This window comes from Saccharopolyspora kobensis (genome assembly GCF_900108315.1).
Lineage (GTDB): Bacteria > Actinomycetota > Actinomycetes > Mycobacteriales > Pseudonocardiaceae > Saccharopolyspora > Saccharopolyspora kobensis.
On the sequence record NZ_FNVB01000009.1, the window covers coordinates 92643 to 113539 of the forward strand.

Below are 20897 nucleotides of genomic sequence, written 5' to 3' on the forward strand. Positions count from 1 at the left end.
GCCAACGCCTCGAACGGCGGGCGGTCATTTCGACAAGCGGAGCCGAGATCTTCCAACCGGAGATCGACGACCGCAGTGACCGGTGTCGTCGCCGGTCAGGCCGGTGGTAGTCGGCGCAGCGCCGCGGTGGTGAGGCCGAACAGGTGATCGGCGGTGTCCGCCGCGGAGGAGTCCCGCAGGGTCAGCATGGTCAGCAGCGAGCGGTCCGGCCCGAGCGAAGTGGCCGCCGTGCAGGTCTGGTGCGCGTCGACCAGCTCGCAGTACAGCCACGCCGGGCGGCCCTCGACGTCCACCGCCGCACCACCGGGCTGGCGCTCGGTCACCGCCGCCACCGGGTCGTAGAAGCCCGCCGCCGCGGCATTGGCCGGACCGCTGGTCAGCGGATGGGTGCAGGTGCCCGGAAGCGGCTGGTCGGGGCGCGGAGGACCGGCCGGGCCGCCGAAGGCCGCCAGGTCCTCGGGCGCCAGCAGACCGCACGGGTCGATCTCGGGCGGGGAGTCGGTCGGAGTGCTCCCGGAGGTCGTCGGCTCGTCGCGGAACCCGGCGGCCGGCACCGGCTCACCGGTCACCGGTTCGGCGCAGGCGGCGGACAGCAGCAGCATCGGCACCATGAGCGCACAGCGACGGACTACGGTCACGGCGTAACCGTAGCGCTCGCCCCGGCCGGAGATCATCCGTCGACCCGGCGGCCTGCGAACCGGACGTTTCAAATCGGCGGTTACGCTCGGTTTGTGCCATCCGAGACCACCCTGGACAAAGAAGCGGAACGGCGCGGCTCGCCCAGCTCAGTGGGCGTGCTGATCGTCACCGCCGTCGTGCTCGCGGCGGTGGTCGCCGCCGCGCTCACCGCCCTCTCCGCAGGAGCTTCCTACGCGTTGCTGGGCCTGCCGGATCCGGGGCCGGTCACGCAGTACGGGCTGCCGGTGATCCGCGTGATCACCGAGTCCGCAGCGGTCGTGAGCATCGGGGCGCTGCTGCTGGCCGCCTTCGGCATCCCCGCGCAGCCCTCGCGCGCGCTCGCCGCGGACGGCTACGCCGCGGTCCGCACCGCTGGCTGGGCGGCCGCCGTCTGGTGCGTGGGCGCGGTCCTGATGGTGCCGTTCATCGCCGCGGACGCCACCGGGCGCCCGGTGGGCGACGTGCTCGACTCCGAGGTCCTCTTCGGCCTGATCGACGCGCTGGAGCAGGCCAAGGCGTGGCTGCTGACCGCGGTGATCGCGTTCGTGGTCGTGCTGGCCTGCCGGGTCGTGCTGTCGTGGGGCTGGACGGTCGTCACGTTCGGGCTGAGCCTGCTGGCCCTGTTCCCGGTGATCGCCACCGGTCACTCCGCCAGCGGCGGATCGCACGACATCGCCACCAACAGCCTGCTGTTCCACCTCTTCGGCGCGGCGCTGTGGGTCGGCGGCCTGGTGGCGCTGGTGGCGCACGCCGCCCGCCGCGGTGCGCACCTGCCGGTCGTCGCGCGGCGGTACTCGCTGATCGCGCTGGTGTGCTGGGTGGCGATGGCGCTGTCCGGTGTGATCAACGCGTTCGTGCGGATGACGCCGGAGCAGCTGTTCACCACCGACTACGGCCTGCTGATGCTGCTCAAGATCGCCGCGCTGGTGGTGCTCGGCGTGTTCGGGTTCTTCCAGCGGCGCAGCGCGGTGCAGCACATCGAGGAGAAGACCGGCGTGGCCGCGCTGCTGCGGCTGGGCGCGGTCGAGGCGCTGGTCATGTTCGCCACCATCGGCATCGGCGTCGCGCTCGGGCGCACGCCGCCGCCGGACGGTGTCGTGCGGGGCGTCCCGGACCGGACCGAGCTGCTGATCGGCTACCCGCTGCCGGAACCGCCGACCGCGTTCCGGTTGATGTTCGACTGGCGGTTCGACCTGGTCTACGGCACCCTCGCGCTGGCCATGGCCGCGCTCTACCTGGTCGGCGTGCGCAGGCTGCGCAAGCGCGGCGACAGCTGGCCGGTCGGGCGCACCGTCGCCTGGCTGTGCGGCTGCGCGACGCTGCTGGTGGCCACCTCCTCGGGCATCGGCAAGTACGCGCCCGCGGTGTTCAGCGTGCACATGGGCCAGCACATGCTGCTGTCCATGCTGGCCCCGGTGTTCCTGGTGCTGGCCGGCCCGACGTCGCTGGCGCTGCGGGTGTTCAAGCCTGCGGGCAAGGAGCAGCCGCCGGGCCCCCGCGAGTGGCTGCTGGCCTTCGTGCACTCGCCGGTGACGCGCGCGCTGACCAACCCGATCGTCGCGCTGGTGCTGTTCGTGGGCTCGTTCTACGCGCTGTACTTCACCGGCCTGTTCGAAGCGGCGCTGACGCAGCACTGGGCGCACCTGGCGATGAACGCGCACTTCCTGCTGGTCGGCTACATCTTCTACTGGCCGGTGATCGGCGTCGACCCGGCGCCGCGGCAGCTGCCGCCGATGGGCAAGGTCGGGCTGGTCTTCGCGTCCATGCCGTTCCACGCCTTCTTCGGCATCGCGCTGATGATGTCCTCGACGGTGATCGGCGGCGACTTCTACCGCGGCCTGGACCTGCCGTGGGTCACCGATCTGCTCGCCGACCAGCGGCTGGGCGGCGGCCTGGCGTGGGCCTCCGGTGAGGTCCCGCTGGTGGTGGTGATGCTCGCGCTGCTGATCCAGTGGTCGCGGGCGGACAATCGCGCGGCGCGCAGGATCGACCGGAAGGCCGATGCCGACGGCGACGCGGACCTGAACGCGTACAACGAGATGCTCAAGCGACTCGCCGACAAGGACGACCAGCGGAGCAGCTGACCTGGCCGATCGGCAGCAGTCCGCACGGGTGGCGGCCGTTCCGCCGCGCTGAGCGGTGCTCGTCCGGCGGCCTCGGGTGGCGGCCGCGGATTCCCGAGGCGGCGGCGCTGGTCGAGGAGGTGACGACCGCCGGAGAGGCGGGGCGGAGATCGGCCGCTGAGCGCATGGGGACCGCGTGCGCGGCCCGACACGGGGCGCAACTACGATTCGGGGCATGGCCGAGTTCATTTACACCATGAAAAACGTGCGCAAGTCGCATGGTGACAAGGTCATCCTCGACAACGCGACGATCCAGTTCTACCCGGGCGCCAAGATCGGCGTCGTCGGGCCGAACGGCGCTGGTAAGTCGACCGTGCTGCGCATCATGGCGGGACTCGACCAGCCGAACAACGGTGAGGCGTTCCTGTCGCCGGGCTACACGGTCGGCATCATGCAGCAGGAGCCCCCGCTCAACGAGGAGAAGACGGTCCTCGGCAACGTCGAGGAGGGCGTCGGCGAGATCAAGCAGAAGCTCAACCGCTTCAACGAGATCGCCGAGCAGCTCGCGACCGACTACTCCGACGAGCTGATGGAGGAGATGGGCAAGCTCCAGGAGGACCTGGACCACGCCGACGCGTGGGAGCTGGACTCGCAGCTGGAGCAGGCGATGGACGCGCTGCGGTGCCCGCCGCCGGACGCCGACGTCAAGAACCTCTCCGGTGGTGAGCGCCGCCGGGTGGCCCTGTGCAAGCTGCTGCTGAGCAAGCCCGACCTGCTGCTGCTCGACGAGCCGACCAACCACCTCGACGCCGAGAGCGTGCTGTGGCTGGAGCAGTACCTGGCCAACTACGCGGGCGCCGTGCTCGCCGTGACCCACGACCGGTACTTCCTGGACAACGTGGCCGGCTGGATCCTGGAGCTGGACCGCGGCCGCACCTACCCGTACGAGGGCAACTACTCGACCTACCTGGAGAAGAAGGGCGAGCGCCTGGCGGTCCAGGGCAAGCGGGACGCCAAGCTGGCCAAGCGCCTGAAGGACGAGCTGGACTGGGTCCGCTCCAACGCCAAGGCCCGCCAGACCAAGTCGCGGTCGCGTCTGAACCGCTACGAGGAGATGGCCGCGGAGGCGGAGAAGACCCGCAAGCTCGACTTCGAGGAGATCCAGATCCCGCCGGGCCCGCGGATGGGCAACGTCGTGGTCGAGGTGGAGAACCTCAAGAAGGGCTTCGGCGACAACCTGCTCATCGACGACCTGTCGTTCACGCTGCCGCGCAACGGCATCGTCGGCGTCATCGGCCCGAACGGCGTCGGCAAGACGACGCTGTTCAAGACCATCGTGGGTCTGGAGGAGCCGGACTCGGGCACGGTCAAGGTCGGCGAGACCGTCAAGCTCTCCTACGTCGACCAGAACCGGGCCAACATCGACCCGGAGAAGAACGTCTGGCAGGTCGTCTCCGACGGGCTGGACTACATCCAGGTCGGCCAGGTCGAGATGCCCTCGCGCGCCTACGTCAGCGCGTTCGGCTTCAAGGGCCCGGACCAGCAGAAGCCGGCGGGCGTGCTCTCCGGTGGTGAGCGCAACCGGCTCAACCTGGCGTTGACGCTCAAGAAGGGCGGCAACCTGATCCTGCTGGACGAGCCGACCAACGACCTGGACGTGGAGACCCTGAGCTCGCTGGAGAACGCGCTCGAGCAGTTCCCCGGCTGCGCGGTGGTCATCTCCCACGACCGGTGGTTCCTGGACCGCGTCGCCACGCACATCCTGGCGTGGGAGGGCGACGACGAGAATCCGGCGAAGTGGTTCTGGTTCGAGGGCAACTTCGAGGGCTACGAGCAGAACAAGATCGATAGGCTGGGCGCGGAGGCGGCCCGTCCGCACCGCGTGACGCACCGCAAACTGACCCGGGGCTAGATGGTTGATTCCTTGCTCGTTCTGCGTGGCGGTGCGGGTGGCGGAACCTGAGCGGTTCCTGGCCTGCGGGCGCCTCTCCTGATGTATGACCAATGCACGGCGGAGGGGCCGTCCTCGCCAGGAAACCGCTCAGAACCCGCGGCGGCACGAGTTGCGAGGGTGGGCCAAGCGCTGCGCGCTTGCGGCAGCTCATGCCGTTGTTGGTAGACGCGTCGCGGCTGCGGCCTATAGAAAAGGAATCAATCGTCTAGAACGGAGGCGCCTTGGCGAGCGTGTCCGGACCACCCGACCCAGGCTCGGCGCAAGGACTCCTCGAACCCGCGCACCAGATGCGGTGGAGGGTCCCCGAGCTCGCGTTGGTGCTCAGTGATCGCGCTGTCGCGCTCGCCAGGCGCGCCGGTGACCAGGCGGCTCGGCTGCGCGCGGAAGCGCTCGCCCTGTTCGCCTCGAACCGGTTGGGGCGAGGTGTCCCGGCCACCGGCCGGGCTCTCGCCGCGGTCCGCGACGCCGAATCGGCGGGCGACGCCGAGGTGACGGCCGAGCTGCGGGTCGAGCTGGCGTGGTGCGCGTGCGCCGCGGGCAGCCCGGAGGTCGCGACCCGGATCCTGCGGCCGGTGCTGGAGCAGGAGCGGATCGAACCGTCGCTGCGCGCGCACGCGCTGCTGGCGCTGGCCGCCTCGATGCCCGTGCACCAGCAGGACGGTTCGCGGACCGATGCGCTGGACGAGGCCGAACGGCTGTACGGCGCGGGGGAGAGCAACCGGGACATCGCCCGGCTGCTGCAGGCCCGCGTCTGCGCGGCCCGCGCGGGCCACCACCGCCGGCTGGGCGAGTTCACCGAGGCGACGGAAGCCACTGAAGCGGGGCTGGACCAGCTCCAGCAGCTCGGTGATCCGGCGGCCGACAGCGGTGAGATCCGGACCCGGCTGGTGCTGGAGCGGGTGCAGTCGCTGCTGGAGCTCGGGCACCGGTCGGAGGCGGTCACGGCCGCCGAGAGGGTGCTCGCCGAGCCGGTGCGCGCCGCTGCGGCCGGTCCGGTCGGCTGGTTGGGGTTGGCGCTGGCCACCCGGGTGCACCTGCCCAACGGCGATCACGCGGCGGCGCTGCGGGTGCTCGGCGACACGGCGGCCATCTCCGAGCGGCACAAGCTCGACGGCCTGCTCGCCGAAGCGCTCAACACCCTGTCCCAGGTGCACGAGCGCGGCTCGGAGTTCCCCGATGCGCTGCGGGCGCTGCGCGGTGCGTACGCGGCCGACCGGCGCTGGCGCGCTGCGGTGCACCACGCGCGGGTCCGGCTGCTAGCCGAGTACCCGGAGCTCGGCAAGTGCGTGGACGTGCCCCGGCAGTCCCGGGGATCGGGTTCGGCGCCGCCCGAGTCCGGCCCGTCGGACGTTCCCCGGCCCGACCCGCGGTCCGGGCAGCAGGCGGAGCGGTCACCGGAAGCGGACGAGCAGCCGCCCGCCGCCTGGCCTGCTGAGGCGGCAGCGTTCGAACCCGAAACGATCGGCTCCGCGGAGACCGAACGGCTCGAAGTCGACGTTCCGAGCCCCGAACCCGGCGTCGAGTTCGGCATCATCGAGGTGCCGAGCGTTGCTGCGAGGGCCGGTGCGCCCCGGAGCGCTGAGCCCGAGGCGCCGAGCAGTGAGAACCCGGGTGCCGAACCTGCTTCGGCCGAGACTCCGAGCAGCGAGGACTCCGGCCGAGCGGTGCCCGGTGCCACCGGAAGCACTCCGTCCGGCGCGGTTGCGCCATCCGGATCGGCCGACCAGGCGACGGAGCTGCTGCCCAGGCCGCGGCCGGAGTCCGACGATGCCGCCGACGCGGCTCGCCTGCTGATGGAATCGCTCACCAGCCGGGCCGCTGAGCTGCGCGAAGAGCGCCGCCACCGGCAGGAGGAGGCGAGCGGATCGCGAGCGGCGGACGAGCCGACGATGCTGCTCGACCCGGCGCTGTTCGAAGACCTGATGGCCAGCGCGCACCAGCGCCGCGCCGAGCAGGCACCTGCCGCAGCCGATGCCGCCGAGCAGGAGCACCACGAGCAGGCGGAGGGCGCCGGGCGATCGGACTGGTGGCCCACCGAGCTCTTGGACCAGCAGTCCGGCGCGGAGGACACCTTCCCCGACCTGCCGGTCACGCAGCCGGAGCCGTCGCTCGAGTGGCAGATCGGGACCGAACCGGCCAGCGCGGCCGCCCCGGAACCCGCGGCGGCGGCCCTGCTCCCGGAACCGCTCGGCGCGGACCTGCCCGCCGACGCCACCGCGATCCTGCCGGTGATCGCCCCGGAGCCCGCCGAGCAGCGACCAGCCGCGCCGCGCCACGGTGCTCCGGAACCGGTCGCCACCGGAGCCCCGGAAGACGACCAGCGCACCGAGGCCGAACCGGCCGGAAGCAGCGCAGACGAGGCACCCAGCCGGGGCGAGGGCGGCGGACGGCGCTCGCGCGGCCGGTCGCTGGCCGAGATCAGGGCGAGCCTCCAGCTGCCCGAACAGCCCCGCGGCGGCCGCCGCCGGGCCCGGCACGCCGAGCCGGACGAACCGGAGCCCGCCGCCGAGGCGGTCGCCCGGCACCGCCAGCCGGACGAGACGGCCGAGGACACCCGCCCGGAGTTGCCCACCGCCGCCCCGGAGCCACCGCAGGCGGAGCTCCCGGCTGAGGACACCCACCCGAACCTGCCGGTGGCCGAGCCGCAGCCGGAGCCGCTGGTCGACTCCGTGGTTCCGGAGAAGGCCGGTCTCGCCGAGCTGCTCACCGAGGCGCTGCTGGCCTACGAGAGCGGGCGCCGCGGCGAGGCGGAGTCGGGGGCGTCCCGCTCCGGTCGGCACAGCGAACCGCATGTGTCCGGGATCACCGAGCCGTCCCGGCTTTCCCGGAGCCCGTTGCAGTCCACATCGGACGATCACGGGGCGGGTGCGGTGGCGCGGCACCGGCGGCCTGGATTCGACGCTGCGGCGACGGATCCGCTGTTCTGAAACGTCCAGGTAATCGATCATTGTGCCGCTCTTCACGCGCAGGACCACCTGGCCGCCCTCCGGCCGTGGCGGGAACTGGCAGTCTTATGGTGGAACCTGTGGGCACAAAGAGGTGCCGTCAAGCGTGGAGCTGCCTGAAGATGACCTCGAATCCCGGACAGTTGAAGACCGGACGACCGCAGACCGATGGGGAAGACTCGGCTGGGGAGCGATCCGGGAACCCCGAAATCGTCAAGAGCCGCCTGCTCGACAGAGCGGCGGAGACCGCTCCGGAGCTGGCCGAGCTGTTGCGCGCCTACTACCGGCACGTCCCCGCCGAGGAGTTCGTCGACGACGAGCCCGCCGACCTGGTCGGCGCGCTGCGCTCGCACCACAGGCTGGCCGCGACGCGGGTCGCCGGCCGACCGCTGGTGCAGATCTTCAACCCGGAGCGGACCACCGACGGCTGGCAGAGCCCGGCCACGGTGGTGCAGATCGTGACCGACGATTCCCCCTACCTGGTCGATTCGGTGATCGCCGAGCTCGGCCGCGACGGCGCTGCGGTGCAGCGCATCATCCACCCGATCATCGCGGTGCGCCGCGACGTCGCCGGTGAGCTGCTGGAGGTGCTGCCCGGTGCCGACCCGGCCGCGCCGCCCGCCGATTCGCTGGTCGAGAGCTGGATGTTCGTCGAGGTGGACCAGGTCACCGACCCCGAGCGCCTGGACGCCCTCAGCCACGGCCTGACCGACGTGCTCAACGACGTGCGCGAGGTCGTCGAGGACACCGAGCGGATGCACGCCGCGGCCCGCGCGCTGGCCGGTGCGCTGGAGCAGAACCCGCCGCCGCTGTCGGCGGCGGAGGTCAGCGACGGAGCCGGGCTGCTGCGCTGGCTGGCCGACGGGCACTTCACCTTCCTCGGATACCGCCACTACGAGCTGGTCCAGGACGGCTCCGAACCGGCGCTGCAGGCCGTGCTGGCCTCCGGCCTCGGCGTGCTGCGCGGCGACAGCGTCGCCGCCCGCAGCCTCGCCACCTGGCCGGACGCGGCCGGCGCGCTGTCGCCGGAGCTGCTGGTGCTGACCCAGGCCAGCGAACCGTCCACAGTGCACCGTCCGGTGCACCCGTTCTACGTCGGGGTCAAGACCTTCGACGAATCGGGTGCGGTGACCGGTGAGCACCGCTTCCTGGGCCTGTTCACCACCACGGCGCTGCACGAGAACGTGCTGGACATCCCGTTCATCGAGCGCCGGGTGCGCGACGTCATCCACAGCGCGGGATTCCCGATGGAGTCCTACTCCGGCCAGCGGATGCTGGAGGAGATCCAGAACTACCCGCGCGCCGAGCTGTTCTCCACCGACTCGGACACGCTGCAGGAGACCATCACCGGCGTGCTGGCGCTGGCCGAGCGCCGCAAGCTCAAGCCGTTCCTGCGCCGCGACCCCTACGGCCGCTTCTACTCGGTCCTGGTGTACCTGCCGCGCGACCGGTACACGACGAGCTCGCGGCTGGCCATGCAGGAGGTGCTGCTGGCCGAGCTGGGCGGCACCAGCCTGGAGTACAGCACGCGGGTGGGTGAATCCGCGCTGGCCCGGGTCGCCTTCGTGGTGCACACCGATCCGGAGAACCAGGTCGAGCCGGACCTGGGGCGCATCCAGCGGCGGCTGGACGAGGCCATCCACACCTGGGACGACCGGATGGTGGAGGAGGTCGACGCCGAGCAGTCCGGCTCCAGCCGCGACGGGCACGTGGCCCGCAGCCTGTCGGAGGCCATGAGCCAGCTCGGCCAGCACTACGCGGCGAGCTTCCCGGAGGCCTACAAGGAGGACTTCACCGCCGCCGAGGGCCTCGCCGACCTGCGGCGACTGGAGTCGCTGTCCGGTCCCGACGACCTGAAGATGTCGTTCTACGCGCCGCGCGACTCCAGCGGCGGGCAGCGCCGGTTCAAGATCTACGTCGGCGGCCGGGTGACCCTGTCCCGCGTGCTGCCGGTGCTGCAGAGCATGGGCGTCGAGGTCGTCGACGAGCGCCCGTACGAGATCTCGCTGGACAGCGCCGACCAGCAGTACTGGATCTACGACTTCGGCCTGCGGCTGGACGCGGAGCTGCTGGACAGGGTGGATTCGAGCCTGCTGGACACGCTGCGCGAGCGCTTCGAGGAGGCCTTCCGCGCCACCTGGCTCGGCGCCGCCGAGGTCGACCGGTTCAACGCGCTGGTGCTGCGCGCCGGGCTGAACTGGCGGCAGGCGTCGGTGCTGCGCGCCTACGCCAAGTACCTGCGGCAGGTCGGCATCGCCTACAGCCAGGACTACATCGAGGACGCGATCCTGGCGCACCGCACCACCACGACCACGCTGGTCCGGCTGTTCGAGGCGCGCTTCGACCCGGCGCTGGAGCCCGCGGAGCGCGAGGCCCGCGAAGCCGACCTGGTGGACGAGGTCACCAAGCTGATCGACGAGGTGACCAGCCTCGACGCGGACAAGATCCTGCGCAGCTACCTGAGCCTTATCCGGGCCACGCTGCGCACCAACTTCTTCTCCGCCGACCCGGACCGGGAGCGCCCCTACCTGGCGTTCAAGCTGGAGCCCAAGGAGATCCCCGGGCTGCCCGAGCCGCGCCCGCAGTTCGAGATCTTCGTGTACTCGCCGTGGGTGGAGGGCGTGCATCTGCGCTACGGATCGGTGGCCCGCGGCGGGCTGCGCTGGTCGGACCGCCGGGAGGACTTCCGCACCGAGATCCTGGGCCTGGTCAAGGCGCAGGCGGTGAAGAACGCGGTGATCGTGCCGGTCGGCGCGAAGGGCGGGTTCGTGGTCAAGCGGCCGCCGTCGCCCACCGGTGACCCGGCCGCCGACCGCAAGGCGACGCTGGACGAGGGCATCGCCTGCTACCGGATGTTCATCTCCGGGCTGCTGGACCTGACCGACAACCTGGTCGGCGGCGCGGTCGCCCCGCCGCAGGGCGTGGTGCGCCACGACGGCGACGACACCTACCTGGTGGTGGCCGCCGACAAGGGCACCGCGACGTTCTCCGACATCGCCAACGACGTGGCCAAGTCCTACGGCTTCTGGCTCGGCGACGCCTTCGCATCGGGCGGCTCGGTCGGCTACGACCACAAGGCCATGGGCATCACCGCCAAGGGCGCGTGGGAGAGCGTCAAGCGGCACTTCCTCGAACTGGACCTGGACACCCAGAGCGAGGACTTCACCGTGGTCGGCATCGGCGACATGGCCGGTGACGTGTTCGGCAACGGGATGCTGCTCTCCGAGCACATCCGGCTGGTCGCGGCGTTCAACCACATGCACGTGTTCATCGACCCCGACCCGGATCCCGCGGTGTCCTTCGCCGAACGCCGCAGGCTGTTCGAGCTGCCGCGCTCGACGTGGGACGACTACGACCGCAGCAAGATCAGCGCGGGCGGTGGCGTGTGGTCGCGCTCGCTGAAGTCGATCCCGCTGAACCCGCAGATCCGGCAGGCGCTGGGCATCGACGAGTCGGTGCGCCAGCTGGCCCCGGCCGAGCTGATCAAGAAGATCCTGCTGGCCCCGACCGACCTGCTGTGGAACGGCGGCATCGGCACCTACGTCAAGGCGAGCGGCGAGACGCACGCCGAGGTGGGCGACAAGGCCAACGACGCGGTCCGGGTCAACGGCGCGGACCTGCGGGTCAAGGTCGTCGGCGAGGGCGGCAACCTGGGCCTGACCCAGCTGGGCCGGATCGAGTTCGCCCGGGCGGGCGGCAAGGTCAACACCGACGCGCTGGACAACTCGGCGGGCGTGGACTGCTCCGACCACGAGGTCAACATCAAGATCCTGCTGGACCACCTGGTGGCCGAGGGCAGGCTGACCGGCGAGCAGCGCAACGAGCTGCTGGCGGACATGACCGACGAGGTCGGCGAGCTGGTGCTCACCGACAACCACCGGCAGAACGCGGTGCTGGGCATCTCCCGGTCGCACGCCGGGCCGATGGTGTCGGTGCACGCCCGCCAGGTCACCGCGCTGGAGAAGAGCGCCGGGCTGGACCGCAAGCTGGAGGCGCTGCCCACGGTCAAGGAGTTCCGCGAGCGGGAGAAGAACGGCGAGGGCCTCAGCTCGCCCGAGCTGGCGACGCTGATGGCGCACGTCAAGCTGTCGCTGAAGCGGGACGTGCTGGCCAGCGGCCTGCCGGACACCGAGGCGTTCGGCAGCCGGTTGCCGGAGTACTTCCCGAAGCCGCTGCAGGAGCGCTACGCCGACGCGATCACCGCGCACCCGCTGCGCCGCGAGATCATCACGACCCTGCTGGTCAACGAGATGGTCGACGGCGGTGGCATCTCCTTCGCCTACCGGCTGTCCGAGGAGATCAGCGCCTCGACCACGGACGCGGTGCGCGCCTTCGCGGTGGTCACCAACGTCTACGACCTGCACTCGCTGTGGCGGCAGATCGACGCGCTGGGCGGTTCGGTGCCCAGCTCGGTGGCCGACGAACTGGTCCTGGAGAGCCGCAGGCTGCTGGACCGGGCGGCGCGCTGGATGCTGAACAACCGGCCCCAGCCGCTGGCCATCGGCGCCGAGATCGCCCGCTTCCGGCCGGTGGTCGCGGAGCTGTCGAGCGCGGTGCGCGGGCTGCTGCGCGGCCGGGCGGCCGAGGGCGCCAGCGAGATGATCGACCGGTGGACGGCGGCGGGAGTGCCGGTGGAGCTGGCCGAACGGGTCGGCACCCTGCTGGACTCCTTCGCGCTGCTGGACATCCGCGAGGTCGCCGAGCTGGCCGAGCGCGATGCCGGGGTGAGCGCCGAGCGCAGCCCGCGCGAGAGCGCGGACCTGTACTACACGCTCGCCGAGCACCTCGACGTGGAGCGGATGCTGCTGGCGGTCAACGAGCTGGAGCGCGGGAACCGGTGGCACTCGCTGGCCCGGTTGGCGTTGCGGGATGATTTCTACGCATCGCTGCGCGCGATCACCATCGACGTCCTGCGGACCAGCGATCCGGGGGACGACTCCGAGCAGAAGATCGCTCACTGGGAGTCGGCCAACGAGTCGCGACTGGCGAGGGCCAACTCGTCGCTGGAGCAGATCAAGAGCTCCGGCCGGCTCGACCTGGCCACGCTGTCGGTGGCCGCGCGCCAGCTGCGCAGCATGGTCCGGTGAGTTGCCGGGTGGCTCGCGGGCGACCGCGGGCCACCCGCACGGCAGGAAGGGAGCTCCCCAGTGGGCGCGTTCGTAGCAGAGGTGGCCCTGCGCTGGTCCGACATGGACGCGTTCGGGCACGTCAACCACGCCCGGACGATCACGCTGCTGGAGGAGGCCCGCGCCGAGCTGCTGTTCACCGAGGCCGAGCGGCAGGGCCTGCTCGGCATGGCCGAGGGCATGGTGGTGGCCCGGGTCATGATCGACTACCACAGCCCGCTGCTGTACCGGTCGAAGTCGCTGCAGGTCCAGATGTCGGTGCGGGACCTGAAGGCGGCGTCGTTCGTCGTCGACTACACCGCCTACGCGCAGGAAGCGGTGGCCACCGCGGAAACCCTGATGGTGCCCTACGACCTGCAGGCCGGTCGGCCGCGGCGGCTGACCGCGGAGGAGCGCGCCTTCCTGGCCGAGTGGCAGCTGGAAACGGCGAAGTCGGAGAACAGCCGTGCCTGAACTGCGAATGCCCGACGCGGTCGAACGCGAGGACCTGGGCGCGTTCGTGGCGCGAGCGGTGCGCCTGGACGGGCAGGCGCTGGTGCGGCTGCGCAACCGCGCGAACACCGGTCGCGCGGACGTCTGGGCGGCCACGCCCTTCGACGCGCTGTGCACGAGATCCGTTGCGGCAGAAGTGGAACCGGCGGACCTGACGGTCTCCGGCAACGAACTGCTGGCGACGCTGACGGTCGCGGGCGGCCCGGTGATGGACCCGGGCCCGCCCCGCGATCTGCTGTGGCGTTCGGAGCTGCCCCCGACCGCGGGCTGGCAGCGCGTGGACGACCTCCCGGCGCGCGTCGTCGGCGAGGTCGCCGAGCGCGGTATCGACGTGGCCAAGGACAACGTCGGTCCGAAGGGGACACCGCCGGCGTCGCTGCTGGACCAGGAGGTCTTCACGGTCTCCGGCGCGGGCTACGAGGTGAAGGTCCCGCTGCGCTGCCTGTTCGTGCTGTCCGGCATGGGCTTCCTGGTCGCCGAGCCGCCGGAGTCCGAGATCGTCCGGGTCAGCGCGACCGACGCCTGGCTGCGCCTGGACTCCCGCTACGGCGCGGTCGTCCGCCGCCGCCACGCCCTCCTCCCGCTGCTGATCTGACGCCGATTCGTGGTTCCCGCTCCGCCGGGATGCGAGGACGACTACGTTCGGCTCAGCGGAACAGGTGATCGGGAGTCGGTGTGGGCGTCCTGGAAGAGGTCGAGCGGATCGTGCTCGGCTCCGAGCTGTCGGTGCCGGAGAAGGAAGCGCGCGTCATCGCGCGCTTGGTGGACAGCGGAGTGCCCGCGGCGGCCGAGTGCCTCGTGGCGACATCCGACAGCCGCGTCGCCTCGTTCGTCGCGGTGTACCTGGAGATGGTTCCTGGCGCCGAAGCGGAGAAGACCCGCGCGGCCGAGCGGCTGCGCGGCACCACCGGTGACCTGGTCAGGGCCGCTTCCAGGCTGGTGCGCTGGCTGCCCGGCAGCCTCCTCGACGCCTACGTCCAGGACTACCTCGCCACCCCGGAGCCGAATTCGCCGCTGTCCTCGGTGCTGTTCTCCATCGCGGTGCACCACCCGGAACGCGTGCGGCCCTACGCGGACCGCATCGAAAGCCCGAGCGTGCAGCGCATCCTGCTCTCCGGCGCTCCCGACGAAGTCGCCGACCGGCTGTTCACGAGGTGGCACGAGAGCCGCGATCTGGACCACCTGCACGATCTGGCGCTGATCCGGACCGAGCACGCCGCCGACCTCATCCAGTCGCTGGAGAGCGATCGCGCGCTCATGCGGGACTGGGACTGGTTGATGCCGCTGGCCGGGCGACTCCCGTACGCCGGCGCACCGGCGGGTTTCCGCCCGGCCTTCGCCGGTTTCGTCGCCGACGCCGGTGCGAGTCCGCACGTCATGGGCGGTGTCCCGGCGGGCGACGTGCCGCTCTGCGCGGACTGCGGGGCACCCGCCGAGCGCGTCCTGACCCTGTCGGCGCGGGACCTGCCGCACGCCCTGACCCGGGATCCGTCCTTCTACTGGTTCACCTGCGGCTGCTTGGAAGTGGACCGCATCGTCGTCGGTCTCACCTCGAACGGCGTGCACGTCCACTTCGGACCGCAGGGGCCGGGCGGATCCGACCGCTGCGTCGTCCCCGGCGAGCGGTCGATGGTGCTCGAACCGCATCCGAACCAGATCGGCTTCAGCCTGCCCGCGATCGCCGGGCGGTCTCGGCACCAGGTGGGCGGGCTGCCGCACTGGCCATCACCGGAAACGCACCCGCACTGCCCGGGTTGCGGCGACTTCATGCCGTTCCTGATCGCGATCGACAGCGGCCCGACCCCGTTCGGCGCGATGGGCTTCGAGCCGCTGCTCTTCGGCTTCTGGTGCGATCCCTGCGCGGTGTCCGCCACGCAGATCCAGTTCTGAGCGCGACCCGATCAGTCGAGGAACACGGTCGTTTCCGCGCGCGCTGTGCGGACGGGTGCCGCCGTCGCGTCCTCGAATCCGATCGACACGCCGCAGAAGAGCACGAGGTCGTCCGGCGGGGCGACGACTTCCGCGACGGTTCTCCGGTACACCGACCACGCCATCTGCGGGCAGCTGTGCAATCCCTCGGCGCGGAGCAGCAGCATGAGCGTCTGCAGGTAGATGCCGATGTCGACCCACTGGGCCGAGCCCATCTCCCGGGGGATGTAGCAGAAGAGGGCGGCCGGGGCGCCGAAGCAGTCCCAGTTGGCGGCGACGGCCCGCCGACGAGCCCGCTCGTCGCTACGTGCGATCCCGAGCGCGGCGTACCGCTGTTCGGCAGCGAGCGCGCGACGTTCGCGGTACGGCGATGTCAACACCGGCGGGTACATCTCGAACTCGCGCGGATCCCCGGGATCACCTGCGGTCACGCGCTCAGCGGTGCGCCTCTTCACCTCGGCGAGCGAATTGCCGGTCAGCGCGTAGCAGCGCCACGGCTGCAGGTTGCCTCCGGACGGAGCACGAGAGGCAGCGGTGAGCACGCGTTCGAGCACTTCTCGCGGTACTGGTGCGTCGATGAACCGGCGCACCGCTCGGCGGCTGGCCACCGCGTCGTAGACGTTCATCGACAGGCACCACCGGCCTGGTCGAGCGATGTCGCCCTATGATCGCAAGAGGTCATCGGTGCTCCCGCTGCGTCGGCTGTGTTGTGGTCTCCCCTCTGTTGACGGCCGGCGACGGGAAGAGGTGACCGATGAACGAGCACGATTCGCTCGTGGACCGTTTCGAGGCTCAGCGCCCGCACCTGCGAGCGGTGGCGTTTCGGATGCTCGGTTCCACGAGCGAGGCGGAGGACGCCGTCCAGGAGACCTGGATGCGCCTGACCCGAACCGACCGAGCGGACGTCGCGAATCTCGGTGGATGGCTGCGGACGGTCGTGTCCAACGTGTGTCTCGACATGCTGCGCGCGCGCCGGGCCAGGCGTGAGGAGCTGGTCGGCGAACAGGTCCCCGACCGGAGTTCGCCGGTCGACCGGGACGCCCCGGAACGAGAAGCGGTCCTCGTCGACGAGGTCGGCCGGGCCCTGCTGGTCGTGCTCGACGCGCTGACGCCCGCGGAGCGGGTCGCGTTCGTGCTGCACGAAACGCTCGCAGTGCCGTTCGCCGAGATCGCGCCCATCGTGGGGCGGTCGTCGGTGGCTGCGAAGAAGCTCGCCAGCCGCGCGCGCCGGAAAGTGCGGGGCACTCCTTCGGTCGGCGGCGCGGAACTCGCTGAGCACCGGCGATTGGTCGAGGCGTTCCTGGCTGCGGCACGCTCCGGAGACGTGACCGGGGTCGTCGCGGTGTTGGCTCCCGACGTGGTGCGGGTCGCCGACCGCGCAGCGCTGTCGGCGGGGCGAGCGACCGAGGTCAGCGGTGCGCGAGCCGTCGCGGAGGAGATCGCGGGGTTCGGACGCAATGCGCGATTCGCGGAACCGGCGCTGGTGAACGGGGCGGTCGGACTCGTGGTCGCCCCGCGAGGCAGGTTGCTGCTGGCCCTCGCGATCACCGTTGACGGGAACAAGATCGCTCGATACGAGCTCATCGGAGATCCCGCTCGACTGCGGACGCTCGAACTCGCCGTTCTCGACACGTGAATCCGGTCCGACCAGGTCGCCTCGGACCCGTGAGTGCTTCGGGGTGCTGCAGCGCCCCGAAGCACTCACGGGTTTCAGTCCTGGACGAGTCGCAGCGAGACGTAGTGGTTGATGCCGGTCCAGCGGGTGTGGCGCACCTTCTTGCGCTTGTACTCGCGGAAGCCGAGCTTCTCGTACAGCCGCAGCGCGGGTTCGTTGATGTCGGAGACCTCTTCCAGCAGGTACTCGCGGTACTGCGGCAGGGCGAGCAGGTGGGCCAGCAGGGCCTTCGCGGCGCCCTTGCCGCGGAATCTCGTCGCGGAGGCGACGAACTCGATCGAAGCCGTTGCCTCCCGCGGCTCGGCGAGGGCTTCGGTGAACGTGCGCTGGAACATGACGCCCGCGAAGGTCCCCTTGACCGGTCCCAGGTGCTTGCGCAGTTCCGCCGGGTCGCTCTGCGTCGAACGCCGCCGTCCGTCGGTGCAAGCGGCGATGGCCGCGGGCTCGCCGTCGGCCAGCGCCACGTGGAAGACGTCGAGCACCAGCATGTGCTCGAAGGCGTCGACGAGCTTGCGCGGATCCTTGGAGAAGAAGGCGAAGTCGGGACCGAACCCGTCGATGAAGACTTCGGTGATCCGTCGCCGGTAGCTCTCGCCCAGCTCGGCGGCGGGCCGGATTTCGATCATCATGCGCTCTCCCCGGATCGCCGGGCGATGAGCGCCTGCACGCCGTCCAGCAGCAGGTCGAGCCCGAAGGTGAAGTCGCTGTCCTCGACCCACTGCTCCGCCGGGCCGAAAGCGCCCGCGTGCACGGCCGCGTGCAGCGCGGGATGACCTCGGTCGTCGAGAACGCGGGCGAGGACTTCGGCGTAGCCGACGGGTCCGGGCGGCGCTTCGCCGACCGCACCGCGCAGACCGATGGCGAGGGCGGCGCTGCTCCGGGCGTAGCCGGACAGCGCGGTGGCGATGTTGATCGCCTCGCCGGCGTCCAGGCCGGTGCCGTCCAGCGCGGCCAGCGCCCGGTCCAGCCAGCGCAGCGCGCGCGGACCCGTCGGCGGAACGGCCGGTGAGCCGCTGAGCAGCCACGGGTGGCCGGCGAGGAAGTCGCGGTTGGCGCGGGTCCAGGTCGTGAGGTACTCGCGCCACGGCGCGCCGTCGGGCTCGGGCGGTGCCGGCACGACCGCGTCGGCCATCGCGATCAGCAGGTCCTCCTTGCTGCCGACGTAGCCGTACAGGGCCATCGTCGAGACGCCGAGCCGGGTGGCGACGCTGCTCATGCGCACTCCGGCCAGTCCGTCGGCGTCCGCGATCTCGATGGCCGCGGCGGTGATCCGGTCGAGGTCCAAGCCCCGCCGCGGCCCTCGCCGGGAGGTGGGTTCCAGGCCCCACATCCCGGCGATGACCGCGGGTATCTCCTGCTCTTCTCCGATGACGCACCTCCGCGCTTCCGGTGAACGGGATAATCACCGTAGCACGTACACTGTATATGGTACGGAGTTAGGTCACCGCTGGTGCACCGATTCGACGGTGTACAGGTGCGGCTCGTACCGCTCCGCCAGTTCGGCGGCCAGCTCCATGTGCTCCCGGGCGGCCGGGTCGCCGAGCATGGCGTGGAAGTCCTCGGCGGAGCGCCACTGGGCGTAGTTGGTCACCTTGGTGCCGTCGGTGCTGGCGTGGATGTTGGCCGAGACGAAGCCGGGCAGGTGCCGCATGGCCTCCTCGGTGGCCCGCCCGAGCAGGTCGATCAGCGCGCGCTGCCGCTCCGGCCGGACGGTGAACACGTTGATCAGGGTGGTGATCGGGGCTTCGGTCGAGATCCGGGACATGGCGTTCTCCCTGTGTCAGGTTCCTGACGCGGAAGTATGTGTAAGGTTCCTGTCATGAGTCAAGAGGACGTGCGCCAGCGGGTCGGCTACCTGGTCAAGCAGGTGCAGCAGTCGTTCCACCGCACGTGCGAGGAACGCCTCCGCCCGCTGGGCCTGTCGATGTCCCAGTACGCGGTCCTGCGCGCGCTGGCCGACGCACCGGGAGCCCCGGCGGCCGAGCTCGCCCGCCGCACCTTCGTCACCCGCCAGTCCCTGCGCGACGTGCTGAACGGGCTCAAGGCGGCGGGTTTGGCCAGCGTCGCGGAGCAGCCCACCACCGGCCGGGCCCGGCCGGTGACGCTCACCGAGCAGGGCCGCGCGCTGCTCGACGAGGCGGACGGCATCGTGCTCGACGCCGACGAGCGCATGACGGCCGGGCTCGCCCACGCCGACGTGCGCCGACTGGCCGAGCTGCTGGCCGCGTGCGCCGAGAACCTGACCTGAGCGTTCAGCCGAGGTCGGCGAGCTTGCGCTCGAGCACCGCCCGCTCGCGCTGGTTGCCGCACCGCTGGACGGCCAGCTCCAGCTCGGCGCGCGCCAGGTCGGTGCGGCCGAGCCGAGTGAGCAGTTCGCCGCGAACGCTGGGCAGCAGGTGCGAGTTCGGCAGCGCTCCGGTCGCCGCCAGCTCGTCCACGATCGCCAGCCCGGCGGCCGGCCCGCTGGCCATGCAGACCGCGACCGCCCGGTTCAGCTCCACCACCGGTGACGGCGCTAGCCTGCCGAGCGCCTCGTAGCAGAGCACGATGCGATCCCAGTCCGTGGTGTCGACCGACGCCGCGACGGCGTGGCACTCGGCGATCGCAGCCTGCAGACCGTAGGCGCCCAGGCCTCGCCCGGCCTTCTCGGCGCGGGCCAGCGCGGCTCGGCCGCGGCGGATCGCGGTGCGGTCCCAGCGGCGGCGGTCCTGGTGTTCGAGCAGCACCGGCTCGCCGTCCGGCCCGGTGCGCGCCGGGAAGCGCGCCGCGGTCAGCTCCAGCAGCGCGAGCAAGCCGTGGACCTCCGGTTCCTCCGGCATCAGACGGCTCAGCACCCGCGCCAGGCGCTGCGCTTCGTGCGCGAGATCGACCCTGATCAACTCGGTGCCGGAGCTCGCCGACGAGCCTTCGGTGAAGATCACGTAGATCGCGCTGAGCACCGAACCGAGCCGCTCGGTGCGCTCCGCGGCCGCGGGCACGGCGAAGGGCACGCGGGCCGCGGCGAGCGCCTTCTTCGCCCGGGTGATGCGGGCCTGCACCGTGGCGGTCGGGACCAGGAACGCCTTGGCGATCTCGTCGCTGGTCAGGCCGCCGATCACGCGCAACGTGAGCGCGATCCGCGCCTCGGCCGACAGCGCGGGGTGGCAGGCGGTGAACATCAGCGCGAGCACGTCGTCGTCGATCCGGTCCGGGTCCCAGAGCGCGTCCTCGGCGCCGTCCTCGCCCCGGTCGCGGGCGAGGACGGCGTACCGCTCGTCGAGCGCGGTGCGGCGGCGGAACACGTCGATCGCGCGGCGCCTGCCCACGGTGAGCAGCCAACCCGAAGGGCTGGCAGGCACACCGCTGCGCGGCCACGTCACGAGCGCCTCCGCGAACGCCTCCTGCGCGAGGTCCTCGGCGAGCGCGAAGTCACCGGTGTAGCGGGCCAGCGCGCCGACGATCCGCGCCGACTCGATCCGCCACACCGCCGCGACGGCGTCCCGGCTCAGAGCTGGCCGGTCGTCTCGCGCCAAGCCCGCTCCTTCCGGACCCACTCGTTGTCCTGCGGGAACTCGTCGATGCTGGAGATCCGGCGGATCTCGCACTTGCTGCCGGGCCCGGCCATCGGCGCCCGCTTCGCCCACGCCACGGCCTCCTCCTTGGAGGCGACGTCGACGATCCAGTACCCGCCGAAGAGCTCCTTGGTCTCGCCGTAGGGGCCGTCGGTGACCACCGGCGGCTGGGACGAGTAGTCGACGACCACGCCCTCCGCGGCGTCGTCCAGCCCCTCCGCGGCCACCAGCACGCCCGCCTGGATCATCTCCTCGTTGAACCGGCCCATCGCTTCGAGGATCTCGTTGAAGTCGACGTTCTGGAACGCCTCGTACGACTCCTCGGTGGCGCGCATGATCAGCATGTACTTCACGGTTCTGCCTCCCTGGACGTGTCCGGGTCCGCTCCGGACCCGCACTCCCAGGTCGAACGGGAGAACCGCGGATCGACACGCCCCGCGAACCTTTTCCGACAGGTTCCGGCAGCCTACGACTGGCCGCCGTC

The 20897-nt window shown here is 71.3% G+C and carries 16 protein-coding genes; 9 read left to right on the plus strand and 7 right to left on the minus strand.

Annotation, left to right across the window (positions count from 1 at the left end):
• Positions 1-95 precede the first annotated feature (95 nt).
• Positions 96-638: a DUF3558 domain-containing protein gene (locus tag C4T78_RS27605; RefSeq protein ID WP_235863471.1), complete on the minus strand. Its 543-nt coding sequence runs from the start codon at positions 636-638 to the stop codon at positions 96-98.
• A gap of 93 nt (positions 639-731) precedes the next feature.
• Between C4T78_RS27605 and C4T78_RS27610 the strand changes: the two genes are divergently transcribed.
• The 7 genes from C4T78_RS27610 (at position 732) to C4T78_RS27640 (ending at position 15148) form a co-directional block, all read left to right on the plus strand.
• Positions 732-2762, plus strand: a complete 2031-nt coding sequence (locus C4T78_RS27610; protein WP_093351417.1) for a bifunctional copper resistance protein CopD/cytochrome c oxidase assembly protein — start codon at positions 732-734, stop codon at positions 2760-2762.
• 214 nt (positions 2763-2976) lie between these two features.
• A complete protein-coding gene (ettA, locus tag C4T78_RS27615; RefSeq protein ID WP_093351420.1) occupies positions 2977-4653 on the plus strand; it encodes an energy-dependent translational throttle protein EttA in 1677 nt (558 codons plus the stop codon).
• Positions 4654-5012: 359 nt separating this feature from the next.
• Positions 5013-7622, plus strand: a complete 2610-nt coding sequence (locus C4T78_RS27620) for a hypothetical protein (RefSeq protein ID WP_143185821.1) — start codon at positions 5013-5015, stop codon at positions 7620-7622.
• A 140-nt stretch (positions 7623-7762) separates the two neighbouring features.
• A complete protein-coding gene (locus tag C4T78_RS27625) occupies positions 7763-12727 on the plus strand; it encodes an NAD-glutamate dehydrogenase (protein WP_093351425.1) in 4965 nt (1654 codons plus the stop codon).
• A 60-nt stretch (positions 12728-12787) separates the two neighbouring features.
• Positions 12788-13219: an acyl-CoA thioesterase gene (locus C4T78_RS27630; RefSeq protein ID WP_093351428.1), complete on the plus strand. Its 432-nt coding sequence runs from the start codon at positions 12788-12790 to the stop codon at positions 13217-13219.
• A complete protein-coding gene (locus C4T78_RS27635) occupies positions 13212-13853 on the plus strand; it encodes a DUF8010 domain-containing protein (RefSeq protein ID WP_093351430.1) in 642 nt (213 codons plus the stop codon). Before C4T78_RS27630 ends, C4T78_RS27635 begins: the two co-directional genes overlap by 8 nt.
• Positions 13854-13933: 80 nt before the next feature.
• The gene (locus C4T78_RS27640) at positions 13934-15148 is read left to right on the plus strand and encodes a hypothetical protein (protein ID WP_093351432.1); all 1215 of its coding nucleotides are present in this window, start codon (positions 13934-13936) and stop codon (positions 15146-15148) included.
• 11 nt (positions 15149-15159) lie between these two features.
• Here C4T78_RS27640 and C4T78_RS27645 read toward each other — a convergent pair whose 3' ends face one another.
• Positions 15160-15813 carry a nitroreductase gene (locus tag C4T78_RS27645; RefSeq protein WP_093351435.1) on the minus strand — a complete coding sequence of 218 codons (654 nt, stop codon included), beginning with the start codon at positions 15811-15813 and terminating at the stop codon, positions 15160-15162.
• Between the two features lie 128 nt (positions 15814-15941).
• Here C4T78_RS27645 and C4T78_RS27650 point away from each other — a divergent pair, with 128 nt between their 5' ends.
• A complete protein-coding gene (locus C4T78_RS27650; RefSeq protein ID WP_093351437.1) occupies positions 15942-16823 on the plus strand; it encodes a sigma-70 family RNA polymerase sigma factor in 882 nt (293 codons plus the stop codon).
• Positions 16824-16897: 74 nt separating this feature from the next.
• Here the strand turns inward: C4T78_RS27650 and C4T78_RS27655 are convergent, their stop codons facing one another.
• The 3 genes from C4T78_RS27655 to C4T78_RS27665 form a co-directional block, all read right to left on the minus strand.
• The gene (locus C4T78_RS27655; protein ID WP_093351439.1) at positions 16898-17491 is read right to left on the minus strand and encodes a GNAT family N-acetyltransferase; all 594 of its coding nucleotides are present in this window, start codon (positions 17489-17491) and stop codon (positions 16898-16900) included.
• On the minus strand, positions 17488-18147 hold the full coding sequence (locus tag C4T78_RS27660; RefSeq protein WP_235863472.1) for a TetR/AcrR family transcriptional regulator C-terminal domain-containing protein: 660 nt from the start codon (positions 18145-18147) through the stop codon (positions 17488-17490). Before C4T78_RS27660 ends, C4T78_RS27655 begins: the two co-directional genes overlap by 4 nt.
• Before the next feature lie 156 nt (positions 18148-18303).
• Positions 18304-18627, minus strand: coding sequence for an antibiotic biosynthesis monooxygenase family protein (locus C4T78_RS27665; protein WP_093351443.1), 324 nt, complete (start codon positions 18625-18627; stop codon positions 18304-18306).
• A 54-nt stretch (positions 18628-18681) separates the two neighbouring features.
• Here C4T78_RS27665 and C4T78_RS27670 point away from each other — a divergent pair, with 54 nt between their 5' ends.
• Entirely contained in the window at positions 18682-19110 is a 429-nt protein-coding gene (locus C4T78_RS27670; RefSeq protein WP_093351446.1) for a MarR family winged helix-turn-helix transcriptional regulator, read from the plus strand.
• Positions 19111-19114: 4 nt separating this feature from the next.
• Here the strand turns inward: C4T78_RS27670 and C4T78_RS27675 are convergent, their stop codons facing one another.
• Together C4T78_RS27675 and C4T78_RS27680 are read right to left on the minus strand one after the other, a co-directional pair.
• Positions 19115-20374, minus strand: coding sequence for an RNA polymerase sigma factor (locus C4T78_RS27675; protein ID WP_235863473.1), 1260 nt, complete (start codon positions 20372-20374; stop codon positions 19115-19117).
• Positions 20347-20766, minus strand: coding sequence for a YciI family protein (locus C4T78_RS27680; RefSeq protein WP_093351449.1), 420 nt, complete (start codon positions 20764-20766; stop codon positions 20347-20349). The genes C4T78_RS27675 and C4T78_RS27680 overlap by 28 nt, the downstream gene beginning before the upstream one ends.
• Positions 20767-20897 lie beyond the last annotated feature (131 nt).